The sequence below is a fragment of the Reyranella sp. CPCC 100927 genome (genome assembly GCF_007859315.1).
Taxonomy (GTDB): domain Bacteria; phylum Pseudomonadota; class Alphaproteobacteria; order Reyranellales; family Reyranellaceae; genus Vineibacter.
On the sequence record NZ_VOHA01000002.1, the window covers coordinates 304,310 to 320,283 of the forward strand.

General features: G+C 65.9%; 14 protein-coding genes and 1 tRNA gene. 9 read left to right on the top strand and 6 right to left on the bottom strand.

What is annotated here, in order from left to right:
• Positions 1-208 precede the first annotated feature (208 nt).
• On the top strand, positions 209-892 hold the full coding sequence (locus FQU96_RS07570) for a hypothetical protein (protein WP_146540260.1): 684 nt from the start codon (positions 209-211) through the stop codon (positions 890-892).
• 24 nt (positions 893-916) lie between these two features.
• Here FQU96_RS07570 and FQU96_RS07575 read toward each other — a convergent pair whose 3' ends face one another.
• Genes FQU96_RS07575 through FQU96_RS07585 form a run of 3 tightly spaced genes read right to left on the bottom strand, consistent with a single transcriptional unit; the run spans position 917 to position 4,192 of the window.
• Entirely contained in the window at positions 917-2,233 is a 1,317-nt protein-coding gene (locus FQU96_RS07575) for an aspartate aminotransferase family protein (protein WP_146540261.1), read from the bottom strand.
• Between the two features lie 50 nt (positions 2,234-2,283).
• The gene (locus FQU96_RS07580) at positions 2,284-2,724 is read right to left on the bottom strand and encodes a hypothetical protein (protein WP_178130370.1); all 441 of its coding nucleotides are present in this window, start codon (positions 2,722-2,724) and stop codon (positions 2,284-2,286) included.
• Between the two features lie 16 nt (positions 2,725-2,740).
• Positions 2,741-4,192, bottom strand: a complete 1,452-nt coding sequence (locus FQU96_RS07585) for an NAD-dependent succinate-semialdehyde dehydrogenase (protein ID WP_146540263.1) — start codon at positions 4,190-4,192, stop codon at positions 2,741-2,743.
• 396 nt (positions 4,193-4,588) lie between these two features.
• Here FQU96_RS07585 and FQU96_RS07590 point away from each other — a divergent pair, with 396 nt between their 5' ends.
• Complete coding sequence (locus FQU96_RS07590; protein ID WP_146540264.1) at positions 4,589-5,821, top strand: porin; 1,233 nt, start codon at positions 4,589-4,591, stop codon at positions 5,819-5,821.
• Between the two features lie 72 nt (positions 5,822-5,893).
• Here the strand turns inward: FQU96_RS07590 and FQU96_RS07595 are convergent, their stop codons facing one another.
• A complete protein-coding gene (locus FQU96_RS07595; protein WP_146540265.1) occupies positions 5,894-7,165 on the bottom strand; it encodes a M28 family metallopeptidase in 1,272 nt (423 codons plus the stop codon).
• The gene (locus tag FQU96_RS07600; protein WP_178130371.1) at positions 7,165-8,070 is read right to left on the bottom strand and encodes a LysR family transcriptional regulator; all 906 of its coding nucleotides are present in this window, start codon (positions 8,068-8,070) and stop codon (positions 7,165-7,167) included. The genes FQU96_RS07595 and FQU96_RS07600 overlap by 1 nt, the downstream gene beginning before the upstream one ends.
• A 121-nt stretch (positions 8,071-8,191) precedes the next feature.
• Here FQU96_RS07600 and FQU96_RS07605 point away from each other — a divergent pair, with 121 nt between their 5' ends.
• The 5 genes from FQU96_RS07605 to FQU96_RS07625 all read left to right on the top strand — a co-directional run bounded on the left by FQU96_RS07605 (position 8,192) and on the right by FQU96_RS07625 (position 12,784).
• Positions 8,192-8,974 carry an amino acid ABC transporter ATP-binding protein gene (locus FQU96_RS07605; protein WP_304623177.1) on the top strand — a complete coding sequence of 261 codons (783 nt, stop codon included), beginning with the start codon at positions 8,192-8,194 and terminating at the stop codon, positions 8,972-8,974.
• 8 nt (positions 8,975-8,982) lie between these two features.
• Positions 8,983-9,783 carry an ABC transporter substrate-binding protein gene (locus tag FQU96_RS07610; protein WP_255467896.1) on the top strand — a complete coding sequence of 267 codons (801 nt, stop codon included), beginning with the start codon at positions 8,983-8,985 and terminating at the stop codon, positions 9,781-9,783.
• A gap of 111 nt (positions 9,784-9,894) precedes the next feature.
• A complete protein-coding gene (locus FQU96_RS07615) occupies positions 9,895-10,557 on the top strand; it encodes an amino acid ABC transporter permease (protein ID WP_255467897.1) in 663 nt (220 codons plus the stop codon).
• Positions 10,544-11,809, top strand: coding sequence for a M20/M25/M40 family metallo-hydrolase (locus FQU96_RS07620; RefSeq protein WP_255467898.1), 1,266 nt, complete (start codon positions 10,544-10,546; stop codon positions 11,807-11,809). The genes FQU96_RS07615 and FQU96_RS07620 overlap by 14 nt, the downstream gene beginning before the upstream one ends.
• A 21-nt stretch (positions 11,810-11,830) precedes the next feature.
• Positions 11,831-12,784, top strand: a complete 954-nt coding sequence (locus FQU96_RS07625; RefSeq protein ID WP_146540268.1) for an arginase family protein — start codon at positions 11,831-11,833, stop codon at positions 12,782-12,784.
• A 101-nt stretch (positions 12,785-12,885) separates the two neighbouring features.
• Here FQU96_RS07625 and FQU96_RS07630 read toward each other — a convergent pair.
• Positions 12,886-12,960 (bottom strand) — tRNA-Val (locus tag FQU96_RS07630).
• Positions 12,961-13,123: 163 nt separating this feature from the next.
• Between FQU96_RS07630 and FQU96_RS07635 the strand changes: the two genes are divergently transcribed.
• Positions 13,124-14,032, top strand: a complete 909-nt coding sequence (locus FQU96_RS07635; RefSeq protein ID WP_146540269.1) for an N-formylglutamate amidohydrolase — start codon at positions 13,124-13,126, stop codon at positions 14,030-14,032.
• Between the two features lie 437 nt (positions 14,033-14,469).
• The gene (locus FQU96_RS07640) at positions 14,470-15,972 is read left to right on the top strand and encodes a M81 family metallopeptidase (RefSeq protein WP_146540270.1); all 1,503 of its coding nucleotides are present in this window, start codon (positions 14,470-14,472) and stop codon (positions 15,970-15,972) included.
• Positions 15,973-15,974 lie beyond the last annotated feature (2 nt).

Genomic DNA, 15,974 nt, shown 5'->3' on the forward strand with positions numbered 1-15,974 from the left:
ATCGGCACCACGTAGCCACGCTCCACCAAAACTGCGTCGGAACCCCTACTCCCATGATGCCAACGACAAGGATGTCGCGTTTCTACAATTGACGTCCGCCGACTTCGGTTAAGCCGGCATGGCGATGCCGCTTCCCGCGATCCGCTACGACCAGCGCACATGATGCCATCGCCACCATCCGGCTCAATCGAAGGACAAAGGAAAGAAAATGGGCGACACGAGCTTCCTCCGACCTCTTGCCCACATCCCCCTGAACCCCGCGAGGGATGCGGCCGCGGCGGCGCTCACGGCCATCAGAATGAAGATGGACGAGTACGCCGGCGAGATTTTCGATCTCTGGTTCTATGGCAAGGTGAAAGACGAAGTCACGTTCGACAACGAGAAATGGGCCAACTACATGAGGCGAGAGGCTAATCTCGCCCACCACATCGATGAGGAACTGCTTGCTTTCGCCCGGTCTACCGTGGCGAAGATGAAGGCCGACCCGACATGCACTGGTCGACTGTCGAGCCCCTTCAAGCTCACCTTTCATGCAGAAGTCGGCAGCCAGGACGGTGGCTACGCGACCGGCTACGAAGTGCTTCACGGTACCAACAAGGACGCCGGCGACTTCCAGGTGGCCGGCAGCCTGAGGGTCACTTCCATATTGCCTGTCCAGGGCGCCTACACAGCCACGTTCGACAATCTGGTGTTCGTCTTCAATGACATCGTCGACGTCAACAAAAAGTATGAGAAGGACGTCGGACGTGCACGCGTCGCCGTCGACCTGGCAAACGCGTTGGACGCCGGACCGCCGCGAGACTACATCTTGCGCATCAAATGGTCGCCGTTGGACCGCAAGGTATTTCAGATCGATAACAAGGCATATCAGCTCAACAACAAGTGGTGGTAGTACGGCGCCGTTCGTCGCTCGGCCCTATGCCTTCACCGCCTTGTCGATTGCGCGTTCCAGCACGGCGCACATCGTTTCGATCTCGTCGTCGCTGACGACGAACGGCGGCGCCAGCACGATGATGTCGCGCTGGGCGCCCGTGCCGCCGGGATAGAAGTAGACGCAGTCGGCGAGGCCGTTCTGCAGCACCTTCATCGTGATGTTGGCCTCGGGCGGGAAGCGCTCCAGGGTCTCGCGGTCGCGCACGATCTCGATGGCGCGCAACAGGCCACGACCGCGCACCTCGGCCACGTTGGGATGCTGCTTCAGCCGCTGCAAACGCGCGCCGAGCTTGTCGCCCATCACGCGGGCGCGCGCCATCAGGTCTTCCTTCGACAGGATGTCGAGCACGGCGTCGGCGGCGGCGCAGGCCGCCGGATGGGCGCTGAAGGTGTAGAACATCGGCGCATCGCCCGTGCGCTGCAGCGGCTCGGCGATACGGTCCGTCGCGAACGTGCCGCCGATCGGCGCATAGCCGCCACTCATGCCCTTGGCCGTGGCGATGATGTCGGGCAGCGCCCCCTCGCCCTCGCTGGCGAAGCGCACGCCGGTGCGTCCGAACCCGGTGACCACCTCGTCGGCGATCAGCACCACGTCGTGGCGATCGCAGATGGCGCGCAGCTTGCGCCAGTAGCCGGGCGGCGGCTCGAAAGCGCCGCCGCTGGAACCGACGACCGGCTCGGCGATGAAGCCGGCGACGGTCTCGGGGCCCTCGCGTTCGATGATGGCCTCGACCTCGTCGGCGCACGCCACGTCGCAGGTCGGGTAGGTCTTGCCCAGGGGACAGCGCAGGCAATAGTGCGGCGGCGCCTTGGGCGTTTCGCGCGCCATGGCGACAATGGGCGCGCGCCGTGATGCATGACCACCGACCTCGAGCGTGGCCACGGTGGCACCGTGGTACGAGAGATCGCGGCCGATCACCTTCCAGCGGCCCGCGTTGCCTTTGGCGACGTGGTACTGGCGCGCCAGCTTGATCGCCGTCTCGACCGCCTCCGAACCGCCGCTCGACAGGTGCAGGCGCGTGAAGCCGGGCGGCAGCCAGTCGCGCTGCAACCGCTCGGCCAACGCCATACGCTGCGGCGTGACGAACGGCGGGATCACGTAGGACACCGCCGACGAGGCCCTGGCCATGGCCTCGCCCGGCTCGCGCCGTCCATGTCCGATATTCACCACCATGGCGCCGCCGGCGGCATCCAGGATCTGGCGCCCGTCACGCGTGTGCAGGTGGCACCCCTGCGCGCCGACGATGTCGATCGCCAGCGGCGAGGGTGTGAACGGCCAGTTGATGGGCGCGTCGGCCATGGGAAATCGCCTTGCTGTGTCAGTGCAACAAACCGGCTGGGCGCGGGACGTCAGATGTCGAAATCGTCGGGGTATTGATCGGGTGCGTCGCCTTTCGATCCCGCCATCCGGGGATAGCGCTTACCGGCGGCCTTCTGCCCCGTGCCGGTCATCTCGACGTGGAACAGCCACTTGGCGTTGTAGTCGTACAGCAGGACCATGACATGGCCCTGCTTGGCGAAGGCGTCGGCGACCTTGGTGTTCTGCACGCTGCCGGCCTCGGTCTTCTCGCCGGTGTCGGCAGCCAGTTCGTACATCGGCTGCTGCCGGCGCATCGTGTCCGGCTTGTCGCTGCTGTAGAAGCCGAATGGATGCTCGAAATCGAAATCGAACGAGGTCATGGCGGCCTCGGCGAGGTCGTGAAGCGAACTTGCACTCTCGATTTCGATGATGCGGTACACCGTCGGCTTCTGGTGCAACGCGACGCGAAACGTCCGTATGCCTGTGGTCACGCTGCTGTCTCCCAACTCACATTCCAGCGATGCACAGGTACTTCGTCTCGAGGTACTCGTCGATGCCGTATTTCGAGCCCTCACGGCCCAGGCCCGACTCCTTGACGCCGCCGAACGGGCCGATCTCGTTGGACAGAATCCCGGTGTTGATGCCGACCATGCCGGTCTCCATCGCCTCGGCCACGCGCCAGACGCGGCCGATGTCGCGGCTGTAGAAGTAGCCGGCGAGGCCGAACTCGGTGTTGTTGGCCAGCCGGATCGCATCGGCCTCGGTCTGGAAGCGCACCAGCGGCGCCACCGGCCCGAAGGTCTCCTCGCGCATCACGGCCATGGCCTCGGTGACGCCGGTCAGGATGGTGGGCTCGTAGAACGTGCCGCCGTTGGCATGGCGGCGGCCGCCGATGGCGACCTTGGCGCCCAGCGACACGGCATCGGCGACATGCTGCTCGACCTTCTCCAGGGCCGCCATGTCGATCAGCGGGCCTTGCGTGACGCCGTCATCCAGGCCGTTGCCGACCTTCAGCTTGGCGACGGCCGCCGCCAGCTTGCCGGCAAAGGCGTCATAGACGCCGTCCTGCACGAAGAGCCGGTTGGCGCAGACGCAGGTCTGTCCGGTGTTGCGATACTTCGAAGCGATGGCGCCCTCGACCGCCGCATCGAGATCGGCGTCGTCGAACACGACGAACGGTGCGTTGCCGCCCAGTTCCATCGACATCTTCTTCACCGTGCCGGCGCACGCCACCATCAGCTTCTTGCCGGTCTCGGTCGAGCCGGTGAAGGTGAGTTTGCGCACGATCGGGTTGGACGTCATCTCGCCGCCGATCTTGCCGGCGCTGCCGGTGATCACCGACAGCAGGCCCTTGGGCAGGCCGGCGCGCTCGGCCAGCACCGCCATGGCGAGCGCCGTGTAGGGCGTCTTGCTGGCGGGCTTCACCACGATCGGACAGCCGGCGGCCAGTGCCGGGCCGGCCTTGCGCGTGATCATGGCCGCCGGGAAGTTCCACGGCGTGATGGCGGCGCAGACACCGACCGGCTGCTTCAGCACCACCAGGCGCCGGTCGCGCCACGGGCTCTGCAACACGTCGCCGTCCACGCGCTTGCCCTGCTCGGCGAACCATTCGATGAACGAGGCGGCGTAGGCCACCTCGCCCTTGGCCTCGGCCAGCGGCTTGCCCTGCTCGCTGGTCATCAGCACGCCGATATCATCGGCCTGCGCCACCATCATGTCGGCCCAGCGGCGCAGGATGACGGCGCGTTCCTTGGCCGGCGTCGACGCCCACGCCTTCATGGCGAAGTTCGCCGCCTCGATGGCGCGCCGCGTTTCCGTCGCGCCCATGCGCGGCACGGTGCCGATCTTGTCGCCGGTCGCCGGGTTGATGACGGTGTCGCTGGTGCCGTCCTCGGCGTCCATCCAGGTTCCGGCGACATAGGCCTGCTGGCGGAAAAGATCTGAGTCCTTGAGCTGCATGATGGGTCTCCAAGCGTTGGCGCAGGCTTAGCACCGCGATTGCGTGTGAATAAACCAGTGTTTCCGGTTTAGCGATCCGCCGCAACCCGGGCTCGCCCCCAGGCCTGGGGTGTGCGCTGGGGAGCAACCCACATCGCCGCAACCACACAGCGCCGAGGTATCTCTCCACCCTCTCCCCGGTAGAGTACCCGTATGGTGGCATAGGCGCCATGCAACGCCCGAAACAGCCGCGATGAAGGCCTGGCGGCAAGGCCGCTGCCTTGATGAAACTTAGATCTCATAGCAAAATAACGCGGCGGTAACAAACGAGGTGTAGCGCTGACTGCGAACAACCCGGCTCAAAGGGTTGGCGGAGAGAAGACCGAAGAGAGAGAACGCTCAATTGGGATCAGTTCCATGAAACGCAGACTTCTGACTTCGACAGCCCTGACGCTGGTCACGACAGCAGCGTCGCCGGCACTCGCCGCCGATCCGATCAAGCTGGAGCTACGCGGATATTTCCAAGCCTTCATCTTGCTTGGCCGGATCGACAGAGATGTCAGTGGAACCACCGGCACGAGCTATCGTCCCGAGACATTCCGGTACGAAGGTGAAATCTGGTTCAGCGGCCAGTCCAAGCTCGACAATGGCACGACGATTGGCATTCGCGTGGAACTTGAAGCTTGGTCGCAAGGCGGCGGCAGTACGTCCACCAACGACCAGATGGATGAAGAGTACATTTTCGCTTTCGGGGACTGGGGTCGCATCGAGTTCGGCGGCACCAACGATGCCTCCTACAAGATGGTCTTCGCGGCTCCAACGGCCGTGCAGGGCTGGGGTTTCCAGGATCCGTCCATGGGGGCGCGATACCAGGGTTCGAACTTCTCATCATCCAACAATGCCGGGCGGGGTGGCACCGCGAATCCCGGGATGAGCGCCGCGATGGCCAACAACTCGGGCGACGCCAACAAGTTCAGCTACTTCTCGCCGCGGATCGCCGGCTTCCAGGTCGGCGCCTCGTACACGCCCCAGTTTTCCCGAACGGCCAGCCTGGCGCAGTGCGCATCCAACACCGGCGGTGGCAATATCAACAACTGCCCGCGAGACTCCAACGCTTGGAGCAGCGCGCTCGATATCGGCGCCAACTACCTGAACAAGTTCGGTGACGTGACGGTTGCGCTCTACGGCGGCTATTTCAATGCCAGCTTCGATCGCGGCAACGCCGGCGGCGCCAACAACAACAATACCAATCCCTCCGCCAACGGCCGCTGGAAGAGCTGGGCAGCCGGCGCTCAGGTCGGTGTCGCGGGCTTCACCCTGGGCGGCGGCATCGGACGCGACAACAACGGCCTGAAGGGCAACAACGGAACCCGTTGGTACGCGGCCAGCCTCATGTATGGACAAGGTCCCTGGATGGTGTCCGCCGGATGGTGGGGCGGCCGCAACGACGAGAGGTCGGTCACGTCCACGACGGCGCAGAACCGCGCCGGCCGGGACAAGATCGACATCATCGAGATCGGCGGCAACTACATGCTGTCGTCGGGCATCCGACTCGTGGGCGGCTTCAGCTACGTCATGGGCTCCGGCCAATCAAAGAGCGAAAAGGCCGACGCCTGGGCCTTTCTGTTCGGCACCGTTCTCACCTTTTGATGCCCGCGATCGGCGGCGCGCGGGGCCCCGTGTCCTTGAGTCCTCATCCTCCCTCACACGGCGGCAGAGGTGTTAAAGACGCCAGCTGGCGGCGGTCGGTGAGTCAACCTGGCAGGCGGCCGCGGTGATCGCGGCCGTGAGCTGAGCCGCGACGCGCAGTTCGGACGGCGCGATCTTGTCGCGCGTGTCGGCCGGCGTCAGCACCAGGCGCAGGTTCGCGGCGGGATCGTCGTAGCCGGCCACCAGGCGTAGCGCCGGAATGCCGGCCAGCGCGAAGTTGCCGTGGTCTGAGTTCATCATCAGCGGCCGCACGCAGCGCAGGCTGTGGCCGTTGGCCTCGGCGACGCCCAGTAGGAACGGCTCGAGCGGCGCGAAGCCACTGGTCAGCGCCGTGAGCCGGGACGCGCCCGCGATGCTGTCGAGATTGACGTTGAGCGCAATCTTGCGCCGCGCGCTCTCGTCGAGGCTGGCGACGTACTGCGCCGAGCCGGTCAGTGCCCATTCCTCGACACTGAAGAAGGCGAGCCGGAGGCCGCGCCGCCACGTGGCGACCTGCGGTGCCAGCGCGCGCGTCACCGCCAGCGCCGCCGCGACACCCGTCGCGTTGTCCATGGCGCTTTCGCTGACGTCATGGCCATCGACATGGGCGCTCAGCACGACCCACTCGTCACTGCGGCCGGGGATGTCGAAGAGCAGTGTTTGCGTCTGCGCCGGCTCTTCGTGGATGTCGAGGAAGAGCGTGACGCGCGGCCAGCCCGACGCGGTGCGCGCCAGGCGCGCTGCCGTCTCGGGCGTGATGCCGATACCGGGAATGCCGGCGCCGTTCTCGTCGCGGCCCGACGATCCCGCCACCAGCCCGCCGGGCACGGGGCCCGCGATCAGGAAGCCGACGGCACCGGCCTCGCGCGCCATGTCGTACTTGCGCCGGCGATGGATAGTGCCGGCCACGAACATCAGCTCGTGGCGCACCAGCACGATGCGGCCGGCGATCTCGCCGCGATGGGCCGCGAATTCCTCGGGCGTGCCGCGCCCCAGGTCGATCACCTCGGCCGTCAGCCCGTCGGCCGGTGTCGCCACCGAACGCACCAACGGATGGCCGGGAACCAGGCTGCCGTCGGCCAGGCGCAACTCCGTGCGCAACGCGCGCCAGCCGCCGTAGGGCACGGGAATCGACCGGCACGCCACGCCACTGGCCGCGGCGCCGCGTTCGGCGACCAGCGCCATGGCCCGCTGTTCGCTCGGCGTGCCGGCGAGCCGCCCACCCAGCGCACACAGCGCGTCGAAGTCACGCATCAACGCGGCATCACCGGCGATGCGGCCCACCAGTTCAGACGACAACAGCATCAGGCCTTCTCCCGGGCTGGAACCACGAAGTTGCGCATATGGGTGTCAAAGGTCTCGAGAAAGGCGCGCCCGATCATCGACAGCGCGCGGTCGGCGGCGTGGAAGACCGCGATCTCGTAGGGCACGATCGGGCGAAACGGCCGCACCTCCAGCCCCGCGTCGCGGAACTGCGCCGCCGAAGCCGGATCGACGATCGACACGCCGACCCCGTTGGCGACCAGGCTGCAGATGACGGCGAACAGCTCCGACACCGTGATGAAATTCAGATGCGCGGCCGCCTCGGCGAATGCCGCATTGATCACATGAAAGGCAGCCCACTCGCGCGACATGCCGACGAAGGGCAGGCCCGACAGATGCGCCGGCGTGATCACGTCGTGAGCAGCCAGTGCATGCCCCTTGGGCAGGATGGCCACGCACGCCATGCGATAGCGCGTCACCGTCAGTCCGGTGGGATCGATCGGCAGCTCGGCAATGCCGATGTCGTGCGTGCGCGAGGGAAACATGCCGCGCACCAGGTCGGAGTTGCGTGTGAAGAGCTGGATGCGCACGTTGGGCCGCTGCTTCAGGAAGGTAGCAACGACCGGCGGCAACAAGGTCACGCCGGCCATCGGATGACTGGCGACGACCAGGGAGCCCGCCTGGCCGGCGCGAATGTGCTCCACCGCGCGGCCAAGGTCCTCGATGCGGCCCAGGGTGCGCTCGACCTCCGTCCGGAATGCCACCGCTTCCGCCGTCGGCCGCAAGCGGTTGCCGACGCGCTCGAACAGCGAAAAGCCGAGTTCGTCCTCCAGGCGCGCGATTTGCGCGCTGACGGCCGGCTGCGTGATGCCCAGCGCCGCCGCCGCGTGGGTGACGGAGCCGTTCTCGACGACGGCGCGGAAGGCTTCGAGGAGGCGAATATCCATATGACTATAAAATTTGATTATTGACAGTTTTTCAAGCATGGCATGATATTTGCCAATCCTGAACCGTGGTTATTCGGGACAACCATAAAATTCTGTTGTGTAGGCATGGGAGGTTTGGTCCGTGGCCCAGGCAGGTCCAATCATTGCTGCGGAAGGCATTTCCAAGAGCTTCGGCACGGTCGAGGTGCTGCGCGGCGTGAGCCTGCCGGTAGCGGCCAAGGACGTGGTGTGCGTCGTGGGTCCCTCGGGCTCCGGCAAGACCACCTTGCTGCGGTGCCTCGCCCTGCTGGAGACGCCCAGCGGCGGGCGCATCGTGATGAACGGCACCACCATCGCCTCGGCCAAGCCCGACGCCGGCGAGAAGCGCGCCGCGCGCGCGGTGCGGCCCGAGATCGGCATGGTCTTCCAGCACTTCAATCTGTGGCCGCACATGAGCGTGCTCGAGAACATCATCGAGGCGCCGCTGCGGGTGAAAGGCATGGCGCGCGCCCAGGCGATCGCCGCGGCCGATACCTTGCTGGCCAAGGTCGGGCTGTCCGACAAACGCGACGTCTACCCGACGCGGTTGTCCGGCGGTCAGCAGCAGCGCGTGGCGATCGCGCGGGCACTGGCGATGTCGCCCAAGGTCATGCTGTTCGACGAGCCGACATCGGCGCTCGATCCCGAATTGCGTCGCGAGGTCCTCATCGTCATGCGCCAGCTCGCCGCCGAGGGCATGACGATGCTGGTGGTCACCCACGAGATGGGCTTTGCGCGCAACGTCGGCACGCGCCTGATCTTCATGGACCACGGCGAGATCATCGAGGCCGGTGAGCCGAAGGCCTTCTTCGCCGCACCGCAAACCGAGCGCGCCCAGCGCTTCCTGTTGCAACTCGACGATGGAACAGAGGGGGTAAAGCAATGACGAACGTGATGTCCCGATTGCTGCGGTTCGCTGCCGTGGCGCTGCCGGTCGCTGTGATGGCGCCGCAGGCGGCACAGGCCCAGGCCATCCAGTCGCGCCTGATCGAGGTGACGAAGTCCAAGAAGCTGCGGGTCTGCCAGTTCCCGCTCTACTATTCGATCTCGTTCCGCAATCCCAAGACGGGCGAGATCGAAGGCATCGACGCCGACCTCTCCAAGGAACTCGCCAAGGAGCTTGGCGCGCAGCTGGAGATCGTCGAGTCGAGCTTCGGCACCTTCATCGCCGACCTGCAGGCCAACAAGTGCGAGATCGGCATGTTCGGCGTCGGCGCCTCGCTCAAACGCGCCCAGGCCGTGGAATTCTCCAAGCCCTATCTGATCACCAACGTGTATGCGGTGACCCGCAAGGGCGGCCCGGTCAAGACCTGGGCCGATGTCGACAAGAAGGGCGTGAAGGCGGCGGTGTCGCTGGGCAGCTACATCGAGCCTTTCATGAAGTCCTATCTGAAGAACGCCGAAGTGGTATCGGTCGCGCCGCCCAACACGCGTGAAGGCGAGCTGGTGGCGCGGCGCGTCGATGTGATCATGACCGACTTTCCCACCGCGGTGAAGGTCACCGACGAGTTCGACTGGGCGCAGACCATCGAGCCCGACGAAAAGCTGGCGGTAACGCCTTACGCCTATGTCGTGCCGCAAGGCGACCAGATCTGGCTCAACTACGTCAACCTGTTCATCGACACCATCAAGCTCGACGGGCGCCTGAAGAAGTACGCCGAGAAGAACAAACTCGGCCCCATCGTCGCGCCGTAGAAAGGGACTGTCATCCCGAGCGCAGCGAGGGATCTCCCGCGTGCAGAGACTCCATTCCCAGGAGATCCCTCGCTGCGCTCGGGATGACGGTATCAGCCAGGAGAACGCGGTGTGACCTATCAGTTCCGCTGGGACATCATCCCCGGCAATCTCGACTTCCTGATGTCCGGGCTGGAGATGACCTTGATCATCTCCGCCACGGCGCTGGTCTTCGCCATGATCGGCGGCCTGCTGCTGGCCATGATGGACATGTCGCGCTTCTTCGTGGTGCGCAGCGTGGCTCTGGCGTTTGGCGAGATCATCCGCAACACGCCGATCCTGGTCCAGCTGCTGTGGGTCTACTACGTGCTGCCGATCGTCTTCAATATCGGCATCTCGTCGCTGTCGGCCATCCTGATCGGCTTGTCGGTCTACATGGCGGCGTTCATCTCCGAGGTCTATCGCGCCGGCATCCAGGCCGTGCCCAAGGGTCACCGCGAGGCGGCCCAGGTGCTGGGGTTGACGCCGGCACAGAGCTTGCGGCGCATCGTGCTGCCGCAGGCCATCCGCCTGACCCTGCCGCCGCTGGCGTCGAACTTCGTGCAGCTCATCAAGTTCTCGTCGCTGGGCGCGGTGATTTCCGTCACCGAGATCACGCGCCGCGGCATGGAACTGTCGGCCTCGACCTTCCGGCCGCTCGAGATCTTCTCGTTCATCGCCATCGTCTATTTCTTCATCTGCTGGCCGCTGGCCATGGCGATCCGGCTGTGGGAGCGTCGCCTTGCCCAACGCTGACGTGATGGATCTGGCCTCGCGCATCGCTGCCGCCATCGCTGCCGGCCGCGATGATCTTGTCGCCATGACGCAGCGTCTGGTGGCGACGGCATCGCCCAATCCACCCGGCGACGTGCGGCAGACCGCCGACGCCACCGACGCGCTGTTGCGCACCATCGACGGCGCGCAGATCGAACGATTCGAGACGGCACCCGGCATCGTCAACCTGGTGGCGACGATCAAGAGCGGCCGGCCCGGCCGCCGGCTGATCTTCAACGGCCATCTCGACACCTTTCCCTTGGGCGAGGATCTCGGCTGGAGCGTGCCGCCGCTGGGCGGCACGCTGCGCGACGGCAAGCTCTACGGCCGCGGCGTGTCGGACATGAAGGGCGGCATCGCGGCGTCCCTATACGCGGCACGCTTGCTGGCACAGCACCGCGACGCCTGGCGCGGCGAGATCGTGCTGACGTTCGCTGGCGATGAAGAGAGCATGGGATCGCTGGGCTCGCGCTGGCTGTTGGAGAATGTGCCGCACGCCCAGGGCGACGCGATGATCTGCGGCGACGTCGGCTCACCCATGGTCGTGCGCTTCGGCGAGAAGGGCCTGGTCTGGATCGAGATCGAGGCCACCGGCCGGCCGGCGCACGGCGCGCATGTCCACAAAGGCGTCAACGCCATCGACCTGTTGCGCGAGGCGCTCGATGCGCTGAAGCGGCTGGAGCAGCTGCCGGTCACGGCGCCGGCCGACGTGACCGCCGCGATCGCCGCCGCCAAACCGGTTTCGGAGGCACTGTCGGGCGCCGGCGAGGCCGACACCCTGCAACGGTTGACCGTGAACATCGGCACCATCGACGGTGGCGTCTCCCCCAACCTCGTGCCGACGCGTGCGAAAGCAGCGGCAGACATCCGCCTGCCCGTCGGCATCAGCCTGGAGACTGTCGCGGACGCGCTGCATCGCGCACTCGACGGACGCGACGGCGTGCGCTGGCAGGTCAGCCGGCAGTATCCGCCGAGCTTCACGCCGCCGGACCATGAGATCGTGCGCAGCACCGTCGCGGCGGCAACCAAAGTGCTGGGCCGCGCGCCGGTCACGAACATGCGCGTGGGTGCCTCCGATGCGCGGCTCTACCGGATGTTCGGCGTGCCCACGGTCATCTTCGGCCTGACGCCGTTCAACATGGGCGGACCGGACGAGCATATCCTGGTCGACGAACTGGTCGCCGTGGCGCAGGTGCATGCGCTGGCGGCGCTGTCCTTCCTGTCGCGTGCGTAACGCGTAGAGCGAGTCCGACGAATGACCATCCGTGCCGACAATCTTGCCGATGCCGAGCTGCTGCGGACCGACACCGGGTTCATGGGCGTGCCGTGGGCGGCTTCGGCCGAAGGCGCCGGTGCGGCAATCATCGGCGTGCCGTTCGACTGCGGCACGCATGCTTTCCGCATCGGCTCGCGCCAAGGACCGCAGGCGATCCGCGAACAGTCGCGCCTGGTGCGCGCCTTCGAGTCGGAAGTCGCCGACTACGACATCCGCGCCGCCCTGAAGCTGGTCGATTGCGGCGACGTGATCCTGACGCCGAGCCGCATCGAGGATGCTTTCGCGCGCATCGAGGCGGCGGCCTGGCGCATCATTGATGCCGGCGCGACGCCGATCGGCTTCGGCGGCGACGGCTCGATCTCGGTGCCGCTGGTGCGCGCGGCGGCGCGGCGATGGCCCGATCTCTGCGTACTGCACGTCGACAGTCATACCGACTGCCACCAGGTCAATCCCGAGCATCCTTACGACTCGTCAAGCCAGTTCAGCCATGCTGCGCTCGAGCAGCGCATCTCGCCCAGCGCCTCCTACCATGTCGGCATCCGCGGCTCGACCTACCGGGCCGGCGTGTTCCAGCATACGCGCGCGCTGGGCTACAACATCATCACCATGCGCGAGTACATGCGGCGCGGCGAGGCCGACGTGCTGGCCGAACTGCACCAGGCGATGAAGGGTCGCCCGGTCTACCTGTCGTGGGACATGGATGCGTTCGATCCGTCGGTGGCGCCCGGCGTCTGCACGCCGACCTGGGGCGGCTTCACGGCGCGCGAAGGGCTGCAGTTCCTGCGCGGTCTCACCGGGCTCGACATCGTTGCCGCCGACATCAACACCGTGAGCCCGCCGCACGACGTGCAGGGCATGGCCGCGCACCTCGCCGCCCACGTCGCCTTCGAGACGTTGTTGCTGCTGGAGAAGACGCCCAGCCGTCCGGGCTGAGAAGCCGATCGAGCCGCGATCGTGCCACGCTCGGCCTTTGTGGACACCAAGTAGCGTTTGGTGAGAACCGGTAACGCTTTGAATTACCACTCTAAGAAAAGTGGTGGGCGCGACAGGGATTGAACCTGTGACCCCTGCCATGTCAAGACAGTGCTCTACCGCTGAGCTACGCGCCCTTGATGCGGATCGCCCTACAAAGGTTGAGGACGTTTCCGTGAGGTCGGCGCGGTGATTAGCCGATCCATCCCGCCTTGGCAAGTCACGCCGTTGGGGGGCGCGACGGCATGTCGTCGAACGACGGGTGACGGCGCGCGTGATTCCGTTTAAGCAGGAAGGGCCATGGACTCGTCCCCTGCGCAACCTGCGCCACCTGTCGATATCCTGCACCCGCTGGCGCCGACGCTGCCGGTCGTCCTGGCGTCGCCACACAGCGGCAATTTCTATGCGCCGGACTTCCTCGGCCTCACGCACCTGGACGTCTCGGTTCTGCGCCGGTCGGAGGATGCCTACGTCGATGACCTGTTCGCGCCGGCGATCCAGCGCGGCGTGCCGATGGTCCGCGCCCTCTTCCCGCGCTCCTTCGTCGATGCCAACCGCGAGCCCTATGAGGTCGACGCGGCGATGTTCGACGGGCCGCTGCCCAGCCATGCCAATACGCGCTCGCCGCGGGTGGCGGCCGGCCTGGGCACCGTGCCGCGCGTGGCCTTCGACGGCCAGGCCATCTATCGCCGCAAGCTGCCGGTGGCCGAACTGGAACGGCGCGTCGCCTGGTACTACCGGCCCTATCACGCGGCCCTCGACCGGCTGATCGCCGAAACCCGTGAGCGTTTCGGCCACTGCATCCTGATCGACTGCCACTCGATGCCGTCAACCTCGCCGGGCGGCGGCCATCCCCCTACGGGCCGCGTGGACTTCGTGCTGGGCGACAATCATGGTGCCGCCTGTGCGCCGGCGCTGATGCACCTGGCCGAGCGCTGGCTGCACCATCACGGCTATCGCGTCGTGCGCAACCAGCCCTACGCTGGCGGGTTCACCACCCAGCACTACGGCGTGCCGACGCAGGGCGTGCACGTGTTGCAGATCGAAATCAACCGCGCGCTCTACATGGACGAAGCGTCCCTGCGTCCGCACGCCGGCTTCGAGCCGCTGGCCAAGCGGCTGGCTGACCTGGTCGAGGATGTCGGCCGGACCACGTTGGGCCACTCCGCCTTCCCCGCCTGGACCGCGCCGCGCAACGCCGCGGAGTAGACCTGTCATCCCGAGCGCTACTTCGACGGGCTCAGGAGAGGGATCTTCTGCGACCGGGCGCACGATGCGTCGCGGGCGATGACAGAGCCACAAAGAAAAAGAGCGGTGTCCGAAGACACCGCCCGAGTTTTAGGGAGGAAACGCCCAAGACGGGCATATGACAAACACAGAGGTCGCCGAGCGACGTTTGTCACAAGACGAATATGGTGCACCTGCGAACAGGAATCAAGCTTCTTTTTCCTGTTCGTTTTCAACAAGCTAAACGGCGGTTTATGTGCGTGACGGTGTTGCAATTTTGCAACGCAACAGAAACCCGCATGCGGGTCATGCGATTTGCTCATCGATCGAACCCTTGGAAGCGACCGGCGAAAACCGGCAACATCTAGCTGGATCAATCACTTGCGTCCGGACAACGGTACGGCGCTTTGGGAGGACACATGGCCCGCCGAAAAATCGTCATCGCCATGATGATGCACGAGACCAATACATTCTCTCCGGTACCGACGCCGATCGAATCCTTTGGGCGCATGGGAGCAATGTCGGGCCCGGCCGCCATTGCCGAGCTTACAGGTACGAACACCCAGACCGGCGGTTTCATCCGCGTCGCGCAGGACATCGGCGCCGAGTTCACCCTGCCCATGGCGGCCAGTGCCAACCCGTCCGGCCTGGTGCAGAAGGCGGCCTACGAGCAGATGTGCGAGGCCATCGTCGGCGAGATCCGCAAGGGCTGCGACGCCGCCTTCCTGGCGCTGCACGGCGCCATGGTGGCAGAGCATTTCGACGATGGCGAAGGCGAGCTGCTGCGCCGCATTCGCGCCATCGCGCCGGACCTGCCGGTCGCGGTCGGCCTCGATTTCCACGCCCAGATGACGGCGGCGATGATCGAGAACGCCACCGTGGTCACAGGCTACCGCACCTACCCGCACATCGACATGGGCCACACGGCCGAGCGCGCCGGCCGCACCCTGGTGCGGGCGCTCAACGGCGAGATCGAACCGAAGATGGTGTGGGGCTTCCGGCCGATGCTGACCAGCACGCTCTCGCACACGCCCTCGCGCCAGCCCATGAAGGACATCATGGACCGCGCCAACAAGGCGGAGGATTCGGGCCAGGTGCTGAACGCGTCGGTGTTCGGCGGCTTCCCGCAGGCCGACATCCCCCACCTCTCCTGCTCGGCGGTGATCGTGTGCGACAAGCGCACGGCCGAAGGCGAGATCCTGCTCAACAGCCTGCTCGATCAGGCCTGGGAGCGGCGCGAAGCCTTCCTCTACACCGGCGAAGCGTTGTCGGCACAGGTCGCGCGCGCCAAGAAACTCGATGGCGGCCCCATCATTCTCGCCGACCATGGCGACAACACCGCATCGGGCGGCACGCAGGACGTGATGAGCGTCGTCGAGGAGGCGATGAAGCAGGGCCTGGAGGACGTCGCGGCGGGACCGATCTGGGATCCGGCCAATGTCGCCAAGATGATCGAGGCCGGGATCGGCGCCACGGTGACTCTCGAGCTGGGCGGCAAGATCGACATGCCGCAGCTGAACCTCAAGGGCAAACCGCTGCGTGTCACAGGCACCGTGAAGTGCATTACTGACGGCGAATTCACCGTCACCGGCCCGATGGCGACCGGCACCAAGATCCGCATGGGTCGCACCGCCGTGCTCGACACCGGCAAGATGCAGATCGTGGTGTCGGAGAAGCGCAGCGAGCCGTTCGATCTCGGCGTCTTCACCCATTGCGGCATCGATCCGCGGCGCAAGAAATACGTTCTGATCAAGTCGCGCCAGCATTTCCGCGCCGGCTTCGAGCCGATCGCCAAGCACATCGTGATGTGCGACGGCGACGGCGTCACCAGCTCGGACCTCAAGCTGTTCGACTACAAGAGGCGCCGCGAGCCTCTCTATCCGTTCGAACCCGACCTGCAACTGGGTCGCAACGAGGCATAGGA